Origin of the sequence: Bacillus sp. FSL K6-0069 (assembly GCF_038007785.1) — a bacterium.
Classification (GTDB): domain Bacteria; phylum Bacillota; class Bacilli; order Bacillales; family Bacillaceae_G; genus Bacillus_A; species Bacillus_A mobilis.
The window spans coordinates 269,551-280,000 of the sequence record NZ_JBBOXN010000001.1; the positions used below are offsets into that span (position 1 = coordinate 269,551).

Genomic DNA, 10,450 nt, shown 5'->3' on the forward strand with positions numbered 1-10,450 from the left:
CGTCTCTCTTATACATAGGAGGTGAACAGTATGAGTGCATTAGAATATGCAGAGGTGGAATTACCGCTGATTGAACAGTTGAAAAGTTATGGTTATACGCATATGGTAGGTACAGAACTAGACGGTGACCGTTCTTCAAAAGCTAGTATTGTATTGGAAGAGCGTCTAGCTCGTGCCATACGTAAGCTTAATCCTTGGATAGAGGAATACAATGTTGAGAAAGTCGTAAAGCAGTTTATATCACTGCAGGCAAAAGATGTGTGGCATGCGAATAAAACCATCTTTGATTGGTTGTTTGGTGAAGGTATTTCCGTCTTGCAAGATGTAGGAGCCGGGAAGAAAAATCAAACGGTGCAGCTATTTGATTTTGATAATGTTGAAAACAATGAATTTCTCGTTGTGAATCAGTTGAGGATCGAAAATGCAGTGGGAACGATTCGTCCTGACATTATCTTGTTCATCAATGGATTTCCTCTTATTCTCATAGAATGCAAGAGTCCGAAAGTACAAGTGGATAAGCAGTTGCCAGAAGGTGTTCGCCAGTTTGAACGTTATATGGACACAAATCCAAAATTGTTTTGGTATAACCAAATGTTGATTGTGACCAGTCGGGATCGGGCGAGAGTAGGAACGATTTTAGCAAAGGCTCAGCATTACGGATTATGGAAAGATCCCTATCCATATACGTTTGACGAAATAGGGAGTAACCGTGTTCAAGACATATTAGTGTCGGGAACACTGCGTAAAGAATCTATCCTTGATTTAATGCGTAACTTCATAGTGTTTGACGGCAAAGTGAAGAAGCTGGCTCGTTATCAACAATATCGAGCAGTGAATAAAGCCATTGAGCGAATCATGAAAGAGAAGAAACCGACTTTACGTGGTGGTGTTGTATGGCATACACAGGGTTCAGGTAAATCACTGACGATGGTGTACTTAGCGATGAAACTACGTAGACAAGTAGAGTTAGAAAATCCTATGCTTATCATTGTAACAGACAGACAAGATCTGGATGACCAAATTACGAAAACATTCCAGCAATCAGGTTTTCCTAATCCAACTCAAGCTTCATCAGTGGCTGATTTGAAGCAACAATTAGCCAAAGGACCAGGTACAACAGTCATGACGCTGATTCAAAAGTTTCAAGGTGATGAGGAAAAAGCTTTTCCTATTATCTCCGAATCGGAAAATATCATCGTCATGACAGATGAATCTCATCGTTCTCAATATAAAGGATTGGCTATGAACATGCGAAAAGCGTTGCCAAATGCCACTTTCATTGGGTTCACAGGTACTCCTATTGATAAGAAAGCTCGCTCTACTACGGGGAAATTCGGTTCGTATATTGATAAATATACGATTGAGCAGGCAGTAGAAGATGGTGCAACCGTACCGATTTACTATGAATCTCGTTTGCCGAATCTTCATGTAAAAGGTGAAACATTGGATGAATTGTTCACTCGCTCATTCCATGAGTATGATGATGAAGCGAAAGAAAAAATTAAACAGAAATATGTAAATGATCAATTGCTATTGACTGCTCCTGAACGGATGAGAGAGATTGTGCTTGATATTATTCACCATTTTGAAAGTAAAATTTTAGTTAATGGTTATAAAGCACAAGTCGTGGCAGTTTCCCGTTATGCAGCTGTTCAATATAAGAAGTTAATAGATCAATATTCTATGAATAAGTTTGAAACGGCTGTTATTTTTTCCGCGGGGCAAAATGATGAGGAAGAATTAAGGGAGCACCATGTATCGAAAGAGGAAGAGAAACAACTGATTGATCGATTCAAGAAGCCATTCTCTGAAGATAAGCTATCCATGTTGATTGTGTGCGATAAGTTGCTGACAGGATTCGATGCGCCGATTGAACAGGTTATGTATTTAGATAAGCCATTGAAAGAGCATAATTTATTACAAGCAATTGCACGAACAAACCGAAAGTATGATGCGAACAAATCATATGGGTTGATTGTAGATTATTTTGGCGTATCTCGCTTTTTGGACCAGGCTCTTGAAATCTTCAGTTCTAATGATGTACAAGGTGCTCTGCATTCCATTGATGAAGAACTGCCGAGATTGGAACAACGCCACCGTTCAACGATGAATTTTTTTGATGGATTGAAAAAGGATCAGTTGGAAGAGAGTATCTTACGGTTAGTAGATGAGGATGTACGAGCTGATTTTGATATTGCTTATAAACGTTTTGCTGAAAGTATGGATAAAGTGCTCCCGAGTCCAAAAGCGGAGCGATTTGTAGATGATTTAAAGCGAGCGGGAGTTGTTCGTCAACTAGCCAAGTCACGCTTCTCGATTGATGACGGAATGGATATTTCGGATTGTGGTGAAAAGGTGCGACAGTTGGTTCATGATTATTTGTATTCTGAGGGAATTGATGCACGAGATCCTGTATCTATTTTAGATGCATCTTTTAAGGCAGAGATTGATAAGAACGTACTACCAGAAACAAAAGCGGCGCAGATGGAACATGCGATTAAGAAAGAAATATCTGTGCGTATTGAAGAAGATAAAGTATTCTACACGTCTTTAAAAGATAGAGTGGAAGAACTCGTAGAACGATATAAGGACCGTCAGCTAACAATTTTTGAATTACTAGAGCAGTATGATGCTATTCGAGATGAGATGCTTGATAAAGCGAGCGGTCATACGAAGAGTGGATTAACCTATCTACAAGAGCCTTATTACAATAAGCTGCAAGAAGTATGTGAAGACAGTGAAGATTATCAGTTAAAAGAAGTAGCTGTTGAAGTCCAAAACTTTATTGAAGAACGAGTATCACCAATCAGTGATTGGACGTCGAAAACAGACTTCAAACGAGAATTGACAGGTGATTTAAAAATAATGCTGCTGAAGAAAAAATTAAAGCCGAAAGAAGCATTTGAATTAACAGGCTATTTCACTGCACTGGCAGAAACTCAATATGGGAAGAAATAAGAAAATGACCGGCAATGATTTGCGGGTCATTTTCTTATATATATAGTGTTTTGCCGTTTACTCTCAGCCATTCCTTCTTTGCTTCATAATCTGGAAGTAGCATACGCAGTGTTTCCCAGTATTCCTGCGAATGGTTCATATGTTTTAAATGTACAAGTTCATGTGCTAATACATAATCGACAATAGAAGCAGGAGCTAAGAAGATGCGCCAGTTCAACAGGATATTGCCGGCTGGTGTACAACTGCCCCAGCGTTGTTCTTGGTCTTTAATTTTGATAGAGTTTGGATGATGAGAAAACTTGATTGTGAATCGTTTCATTCGCTCTTTGCTAAACTGGTTGCCTCGTTCCATAATCCACTCAGTATATAAAGGTAATAACAGATCTCTATGTTGGTCTTCTATAACATCTTCATGAATCTCTGCTACAAATTGTCCCTTATGGAAACGAAAAGAAGTTTCTAAAGAATCACTGATTTTTATCACCTTAAGACGATAGTGTCTACCGAGATAAGGAAATTTCTCCCCTGATACAAACTTTCGTTTTAAGCTATTTTGATTCATCTCTTCATAGCTAGTCAACTGATTTCTAATCCAAGCACCTTTTTGATGCAATATATTTTCAATAATATTATGTTCAGCAGCAGTAGGAGCAACAACTTTAACACCATGTTGGTCTACAGAAATGGATACGCTTTTGCGACGGTTGCTTCTTGATAGTTTATATTCTATTGTTTGTGAACCGAATTTGATGTAATGCATTTGGTATTCCTCCTAATTGTATTATATCAACTCTTTAGAATAAGTCTTGGGGAAATTATAAATGGAATTACACCTTTTTATAATTTTTATTATATAATGGTATAAATTAACTTTAATACTTACCGATTATTAGGGAGTATATATTTCAATTTAGAGGGATGATTTAGAATGGGGAACGATTTATTAAATACTTCATTAGAATATCAAGCAAAAAAGGTATTACAGGAGTTAGAATTAACAAGGTTAATGCAAAAACATAACGGTGAAACAGGAAGAGAAGCAGAAGGTATATTAAAGAATGTTTTAAGAGCAATGCTTCCTAAACGTTGGGGAATAGGAACGGGCTTTGTAATTTTTGATAAAGAAGTTAGCTTTCAAACGGATATATTAATATATGATTATACCAAAATACCTGCTATTTACACAGGATATGAAATGAATATAATTCCGATACAATCTCTTGCTGCCACAATTGAGGTTAAAACAAATATTAATGGGGAAAAGGATATTATTGGAGCTAAGCGTTCTTCAGCCAAAATCGGAGAACTTTATAATAATATTAAAGATGAGCATAAGGGTGAGACAGAACCAATTAATATACTTTTTGGATATGGGTCGAAAAATAAAATAACAACAATTGCACAGTATTTAAATAATGATACGAAATATCATAATTATTTACATAACGTATACGTACTTGACAGAGGAGAAGTTGAATTGCTCCCTTCTAATTATAACTGTCCATTACCGGCCTCTTTAATTGATAAAGTTAATCAGAACGAGAGCTTTTTAGGGAAGAATGAAGAGTTTTGTAAATTTATATTTTCTCGTTTTTACTCAAATTTATTGAATCATTTATCTAACTTTGAACCTTCTAAAATGGACTATAACACGTATTATCTGGAGATTTAAGGTTCTTTTCAGCAAGATTGAAGGTATATCAATAAGTAGAACCCACCAACATCTCATGTATCGCCACATACACTCCACACATGTGGATTGTGTAACAGCCACTGTTTAAAAGCGATGCAAATGGAGTCTGCATCGCTTTTGTGATAGAGTCATTAAGTCAGTCACATATCATTGACTGCTAACAGTATGCTAACATTTTGCTAACGAAGTCTAATAAAACACAGTAAATCCGAGTTAAAGATATTACACTTGATGCCTGCAAAATGTTGATTTCACGCGGTTTCATTCCATCATGGTTAAAGATGTTACAGCTCAAAACCACATGGGCGGAATGATGTAATTCCGTTTGCTCGAAAAACATCCATTTCTATATAGAAATGGATGTTTTTTTATGTTTTTTAGAAAAGGAAATGAATTTCTGTAGAATTTTGTCGCTTTCTCTCTTGACCATACCAATACTTCATTGTTAGAATCTAGGAAGATAATATAAAACGATCCTTCATATATCCTCAAAGATAAGGTTTGAGAGTCTCTACCGGGTTACCGTAAACAACCTGACTATGAAGGCAGTGTGTCTTATATTTATAAAGAGCGGAAGACTATCTTTCTTTATAAAGCCAGACCCCTGCCTTTTCTTTGTTATGAGACTAGAGGCGGAGGACTGGCTTTTTTTATTATATTAGTAATGCTTTTTGCCAAATTGGTGAAAATATTTATATACGAGAACTAACGTTGGGGTGATTATTTTGAAAAAGCAGCATGATACAATTATCGTTTTAGATTTTGGGAGTCAGTACAATCAGTTAATAGCACGTCGAATTCGTGAGTTCGGTGTATACAGTGAACTTCATCCACATACAATTACTGCGGAAGAAATTAAAGCAATGAATCCAAAAGGGATTATCTTCTCTGGTGGACCAAATAGTGTATACGGTGAAGGCGCATTACATTGTGATGAAAAAATCTTTGAACTAGGATTACCGATCTTCGGTATTTGTTACGGTATGCAGCTTATGACACAACACTTCGGTGGTAAAGTAGAACGTGCAAATCACCGTGAGTACGGAAAAGCTGTTCTTAAAGTAGAGAACGAATCAAAATTATATACGAACCTTCCAGAAGAGCAAGTTGTATGGATGAGTCATGGTGACTTAGTAACTGGTTTACCTGAAGGATTCTTAGTAGATGCAACAAGTGAGTCTTGTCCAATTGCTGGTATGAGCAATGAAGAGCAAAACTTATACGGTGTACAATTCCACCCAGAAGTACGTCACTCTGAGCACGGTAACGATTTAATTAAAAACTTCGTATTCGGCGCTTGTGGTTGTTCTGAAGGATGGAACATGGAGAACTTTATCGAAGTAGAATTAGAGAAAATCCGTGAAACTGTTGGAGACAAAAAAGTACTATGCGCACTTAGCGGCGGTGTAGACTCTTCTGTTGTAGCAGTGTTAATTCATAAAGCAATTGGCGATCAATTAACGTGTATTTTCGTTGATCACGGCTTACTTCGTAAAGGTGAAGCAGAAGGCGTTATGAAAACATTCAGCGAAGGCTTCCACATGAACGTTATTAAAGTAGATGCACAAGAACGCTTCATGAACAAGTTAAAAGGTGTAGAAGATCCAGAACAAAAACGTAAAATCATCGGTAATGAATTCATTTACGTATTTGATGATGAAGCTTCTAAATTACAAGGAATGGACTTCCTAGCGCAAGGTACACTTTATACGGACATCGTTGAAAGTGGTACAGCAACTGCACAAACAATTAAATCTCACCATAACGTTGGTGGTCTTCCAGAAGACATGCAGTTCAAATTAATTGAGCCTTTAAACACGTTATTTAAAGATGAAGTACGTGTATTAGGATCTGAACTAGGAATTCCTGATGAAATCGTATGGCGTCAACCATTCCCGGGACCGGGTCTTGGTATTCGTGTATTAGGTGAAATCACAGAAGAGAAATTAGAAATCGTTCGTGAATCTGATGCGATTTTACGCGAAGAAATTATTAAAGCGGGCTTAGACCGTGAAATTTGGCAATACTTCACTGCGCTTCCTGGCATGCGTAGCGTAGGTGTTATGGGTGACGAGCGTACTTACGATTACACAGTAGGTATCCGTGCAGTAACATCTATCGACGGTATGACAGCTGACTGGGCACGTATCCCTTGGGACGTATTAGAGAAAATCTCTGTACGTATCGTAAACGAAGTAAAGCACGTTAACCGTATCGTGTATGATGTAACGAGTAAGCCACCAGCAACTATTGAGTGGGAATAGTATTATAAAAAAAAGATCCATCTATTGCACATGCGTAGATGGATCTTTTATATTTCCGTCATCAATACGAACGAAAATATAAAAGTTTATAAAAATGTTCGTTTTTAAATTGACAAAACTACTTCACCGAGTTAATATGAGTATGTAATTCAAACAAAAAGTGAATATTATGCCGTCGTATAATATCGGGGATATGGCCCGAAAGTTTCTACCTAGCTACCGTAAATGGCTTGACTACGAGGCGTTTTTATAAAGGTGAGGGGAATCTTATCTTTATTCATAGAACGCTTCCATGTATATGCAATGGAAGCCTTTTTTATTTTTAATAGATAAAAGAGGGCTAGGGAGATTACGGCGAGTAATCATATAACGGGGGAAACGTAAGATGAAACGCTATTTTCAGTTTGATGAACTCGGCACAAATTACAAAACAGAGTTCATAGCGGGTTTAACGACATTTTTATCTATGGCTTATGTACTATTTGTCAATCCTGCTACGCTGTCACTTGGGAATGTTAAAGGGTTACCAGCGGGTACAGGAATGGATCCAGGTGCAGTGTTCGTTGCTACAGCATTAGCAGCAGCGATTGGTTCGTTAATTATGGGGATATTCGCGAAGTATCCAATTGCTTTGGCACCGGGTATGGGAATTAACGCGTTCTTTGCTTATACGGCAGTGTTAACGATGGGTATTCCGTGGCAAACAGCAATTGCTGGAACATTAATGTCAGGTATTATCTTTATTATTCTTACAGCTTCAGGTATTCGTGAAAAAATCATTAATGCAATTCCATCAGAGTTAAAGTTTGCAGTAGCGGCAGGTATCGGATTGTTCATTGCATTCCTTGGATTCCAAAATGCCGGAATTATCGTGAAAAATGATGCTGTTCTTGTTGGATTGGGGGATTTAACAAAGGGCACAACGTTACTAGCAATCTTCGGGGTTGTTACGACAATCATCTTCATGATTAAGAAAATAAATGGTGCAGTTTTCTACGGTATGATTCTTACAGCAATCTTAGGAGTAGCGACAGGATTAATTGATACTCCGAAAGCTGTAGTGGGAGCAATACCGAGTCTAGAACCAACGTTCGGTGTGGCATTAACGCACTTCGGAGATATTTTCACTGTTCAAATGGTGATTGTTATTATTACGTTCTTCTTCATTGATTTCTTTGATACAGCAGGTACACTTGTAGCGGTTGCGAATCAAGCTGGATTAATGAAGAACAATAAATTACCACGTGCAGGAAAAGCGTTATTCGCAGATGCAATTGCAACTGTAATCGGTGCGATCTTAGGTACATCAACAACAACGTCTTACATTGAATCTTCTGCAGGGGTAGCAGCGGGTGGACGTTCTGGATTTACAGCAGTTGTAACAGCTGGATTCTTCTTGCTGGCACTATTCTTCTCGCCATTATTAAGTGTTGTAACACCAGCTGTAACGGCACCAGCTTTAATTATTGTAGGAATCTTAATGGTTTCATCTTTAGGCGAAATTGACTGGAAGAAATTCGAGATTGCAGTACCAGCATTCTTTACAATCATTTCAATGCCGCTTACGTATAGTATTGCGACAGGGATTGCAATCGGGTTTATCTTCTATCCAATTACAATGGTAGTAAGTGGTCGTCGTAAAGAGATTCATCCAATTATGTATGTTATGGGAGTTTTATTCGTACTATATTTCATCTACGTTCGTAAATAAAAGGGGTTTTTTGAAAGGTCTAGACTTAAGGGGAGTCTAGACCTTTTTTGCGTCTTCAGAAAATCTTAAGGATTTCCGAGCGTTTTTCTTCAGAAGTTTTCCTATAATAGAAGTTAGGGATTAAAAAAGTGATGGGGGAGATATTGTGGCAACCGAAACAATACTTGTCGTAGATGATGAAAAAGAAATTAGGAATCTTATTACAATCTATTTAAAGAATGAAGGATATAAAGTGTTGCAAGCAGGGGACGGAGAAGAAGGATTACGTTTACTAGAAGAAAATGAAGTACATCTAGTCGTATTAGATATTATGATGCCAAAAGTAGATGGTATTCACATGTGTATGAAAGTAAGAGAATCGAAAGAGATGCCGATTATTATGCTTTCTGCGAAAACGCAAGATATGGACAAAATTTTAGGATTAACTACAGGTGCAGATGATTACGTAACGAAACCATTTAACCCGTTAGAGTTAATCGCAAGAATTAAATCTCAGTTACGTCGTTATATGAAGATGAATGGTTTTGCTATTCAAAATGAGGACGAGTTAGAAATTGGAGAGATGAAAATAAACATCTCAACCCACAAAGTTATTGTGGATGGAGAAGAAGTGAAACTGACGCCAAGGGAATTTTCGATTTTAGAATTACTAGCTCGTAATCCTGGGGTGGTTTTTAGCGCGGAACAAATTTATGAAAAGGTTTGGAACGAAAGGTCTTTCCAGTCGGATAACACGGTAATGGTTCATATTCGGAAAGTGCGTGAAAAGATTGAAGAGAATCCAAGGAAGCCGATATATATAAAAACAGTATGGGGAGTGGGGTATAAGATTGAAAAAGATATTTAATCCATTTACTTATGTTAGGAAAATTCGAGAATTAATTGGAAAGATAGTGAAGAGTGTGAAACGGAGTATACGAATTCAACTTATTACTGCGTTTACTGCTTGTGCGTTATTAGGGCTTTTTTTTGCAAAGGGAGCAGCACCTTTTTTTGAGAATGCGAATCGGCAGGCGACAATCGATTATGGGTCTGGTATGAGAGAAATTCACCAACAAGCTCAAAATGTGGCGAATAGTTCAGTTCACGAAAATAAATTAGAAGCTATATCCGATATGATCGAAAGGGAGAATCAAAATTTAGAACGAGGATCTAGAGCTTTAAAAGTACTGGTTACTGACGAGAGCGGCAAAGTTGTATATAAGACGAAGCAGGCACAAGAAGAACAAATTGATTTGCATAATACAATTCGTAATGCAGCATCATTTGCAATCAACTATTCAAATGGCCAAGATGCATTTGAAAATACAAGAAAAGAATTTATAGCTTTTGCACCTATTACAATAGGAGATAAGAATTTATACATGTTTGTTAGTGGGATTCCGGGAGGTGAAGTGAGATATCATACGCAAGAAGGGCCGTTTCCATTTTTCATAGGTGTACTCGTATTTATTTTCTCTTTCTTCTATATAACAAAGAGAAAGATGAAGCAAATTGAAGCGATGGCACAAGGTGTAAAGGAAATAGAAAAAGGAAACTTAGCGTATCGTATTGAGAAGAAAGGTGAGGACGAGATTGCGTCTTTAACTGAGAATATTAATAATATGGCAGAAGAGCTTATGAATAATATAGAAAAGGAACGTAAATTAGAGAAGCAAAAGAACGAGCTTATTACGAATGTATCTCACGATTTGCGTACACCACTTACTTCTATTATGGGTTACTTGCGATTACTTCGAGATTCTAAATATGAAAATAAAGAACAACATGATGAATATACGAGAATTGCTTTTGCGAAGTCGGAGCAGTTAAAGAATTTAATAG

General features: G+C 37.3%; 7 protein-coding genes and 2 riboswitches (1 of these 9 cut by a window edge). Of the genes, 6 read left to right on the forward strand and 1 reads right to left on the reverse strand.

The features are described 5' to 3' along the window. Positions 1 to 30 precede the first annotated feature (30 nt). Positions 31 to 2,958, forward strand: a complete 2,928-nt coding sequence (locus MHB74_RS01550) for a type I restriction endonuclease subunit R (protein WP_061679615.1) — start codon at positions 31 to 33, stop codon at positions 2,956 to 2,958. Between the two features lie 34 nt (positions 2,959 to 2,992). Here MHB74_RS01550 and MHB74_RS01555 read toward each other — a convergent pair whose 3' ends face one another. Next, positions 2,993 to 3,718 (reverse strand): M48 family metallopeptidase, encoded by a 726-nt coding sequence (locus MHB74_RS01555; protein WP_061679616.1) that lies wholly within the window; start codon positions 3,716 to 3,718, stop codon positions 2,993 to 2,995. Positions 3,719 to 3,886: 168 nt separating this feature from the next. Between MHB74_RS01555 and MHB74_RS01560 the strand changes: the two genes are divergently transcribed. The 5 genes from MHB74_RS01560 to MHB74_RS01580 all read left to right on the forward strand — a co-directional run. Next, complete coding sequence (locus tag MHB74_RS01560; protein ID WP_061679617.1) at positions 3,887 to 4,630, forward strand: DUF6602 domain-containing protein; 744 nt, start codon at positions 3,887 to 3,889, stop codon at positions 4,628 to 4,630. A 479-nt stretch (positions 4,631 to 5,109) separates the two neighbouring features. Next, positions 5,110 to 5,211: riboswitch (purine riboswitch) on the forward strand. 165 nt (positions 5,212 to 5,376) lie between these two features. Then, positions 5,377 to 6,915 carry a glutamine-hydrolyzing GMP synthase gene (gene guaA, locus MHB74_RS01565; RefSeq protein WP_141658087.1) on the forward strand — a complete coding sequence of 513 codons (1,539 nt, stop codon included), beginning with the start codon at positions 5,377 to 5,379 and terminating at the stop codon, positions 6,913 to 6,915. Positions 6,916 to 7,070: 155 nt separating this feature from the next. Further along, positions 7,071 to 7,172, forward strand: a riboswitch (purine riboswitch). A gap of 128 nt (positions 7,173 to 7,300) precedes the next feature. Further along, on the forward strand, positions 7,301 to 8,626 hold the full coding sequence (locus tag MHB74_RS01570) for an NCS2 family permease (RefSeq protein ID WP_061679619.1): 1,326 nt from the start codon (positions 7,301 to 7,303) through the stop codon (positions 8,624 to 8,626). Between the two features lie 145 nt (positions 8,627 to 8,771). Continuing rightward, entirely contained in the window at positions 8,772 to 9,473 is a 702-nt protein-coding gene (locus MHB74_RS01575) for a response regulator transcription factor (protein WP_061679620.1), read from the forward strand. After that, a protein-coding gene (locus tag MHB74_RS01580) for a sensor histidine kinase (RefSeq protein WP_061679621.1) crosses the window boundary here: on the forward strand, positions 9,457 to 10,450 show its 5' portion. The gene runs 512 nt beyond the window's last position; only the first 994 of its 1,506 coding nucleotides appear in the window; its start codon is at positions 9,457 to 9,459; its stop codon lies beyond the right edge, outside the window. The genes MHB74_RS01575 and MHB74_RS01580 overlap by 17 nt, the downstream gene beginning before the upstream one ends.